The organism is Aurantiacibacter xanthus (assembly GCF_003584015.1).
GTDB lineage: Bacteria > Pseudomonadota > Alphaproteobacteria > Sphingomonadales > Sphingomonadaceae > Alteraurantiacibacter > Alteraurantiacibacter xanthus.
This window is the reverse complement of the sequence record NZ_QXFM01000028.1, coordinates 1-1,125: the sequence shown is the minus strand read 5'-3', so window position 1 is coordinate 1,125 and position 1,125 is coordinate 1. Positions and strand designations below refer to the sequence as shown.

The 1,125-nt window shown below is 67.9% G+C and carries 2 protein-coding genes; both read left to right on the top strand.

Annotation, left to right across the window (positions count from 1 at the left end):
* Positions 1 to 152: 152 nt before the first annotated feature.
* A complete protein-coding gene (locus tag D2V17_RS03660) occupies positions 153 to 665 on the top strand; it encodes a DUF192 domain-containing protein (protein ID WP_191229065.1) in 513 nt (170 codons plus the stop codon).
* A gap of 47 nt (positions 666 to 712) precedes the next feature.
* Positions 713 to 1,108, top strand: a complete 396-nt coding sequence (locus tag D2V17_RS03655) for an NADH:ubiquinone oxidoreductase subunit NDUFA12 (protein WP_119591781.1) — start codon at positions 713 to 715, stop codon at positions 1,106 to 1,108.
* Positions 1,109 to 1,125 lie beyond the last annotated feature (17 nt).

Genomic DNA, 1,125 nt, shown 5'->3' with positions numbered 1-1,125 from the left:
CGCCGTCGAGGAGCCCGATCCGGCGCGGCGCGAGAAACAGCTTGCAGCCATGCTGCGTGCAGGACATTCCTTCGTCCACGCCCGCCTGCTGGTGGACCTGACCAACCCCGAGCAGGCGCGCGAATGGGCCGAAGAACTGGATGACGACGACGATGCGACTGCGTGAACGAACCCTCGGGAAGGCTCTTGTGGCTGCTGTTGGCGCGCTGGCGGTGGCGGCCTGCTCGCCCCCGGGAGCGACCGAGAGCGCCTTTGCCAGCACCGCCGCGCCGCAGGTGCACCCGGAGTCGGGTCTGACGGTCATTCCGCTCACTGTCACCACCGCCGATGGCAAGCGGCACGAATTCCGCGTCGAAGTTGCGGCGAGCGCTGCCCAGCAGGCGCGGGGGCTGATGTTCCGCACCGCCATGGGCGCCGATGAAGGCATGATCTTCCCGCGCGAGGACGATCCGCGCGAATCGAGCTTCTGGATGCGCAACACCGTGATCCCGCTCGACATCATCTTCATCGGGCCGGACCGGCGCATCCTCAACGTCGCCGCCAATGCCGTGCCTTACTCGGAAACGCCGGTTCCCTCGGTGGGGGCCGCAGGCGCGGTGCTTGAACTCAACGGCGGGCGTGCGGCAGAGCTGGGCATCAAGGCCGGCGACAAGGTCGATTGGTGAGGGGTTGACGCTTGGCGGAGCCGACAGAATCGGCTAACCGCGCGGACATGAGCTTCCTCGGCAAGATCTTCACCTGGTGGGACGGCGCCACCATCGGCACCCTCCTGTGGTCCTCGCGCAATGGCGAGCACGTCGGCACCGACGCGCAGGGCAACAAGTATTACCGCTCCAGGCCCAAAGACGGCCAGCGAGAGCGGCGCTGGGTGATCTACAACGGCATCAACGACGCGAGCCGCGTGCCGAGCGAATGGCACGGCTGGCTGCACGGCTCTTATGACGAGCTGCCGGAAAGCCATCTCGCCCCGTCGCGTATCTGGGAGGCGGACTACACCCCCAATGCGACCGGCACCGGCGCTGCCTATCTGCCCGCAGGCGCACTTCAGCGCGGCGGCAAGCGCGCGCGTGCGACCGGCGATTACGAAGCCTGGACGCCCGAGGCGTGAGAGCCCTTGCGGCCGGT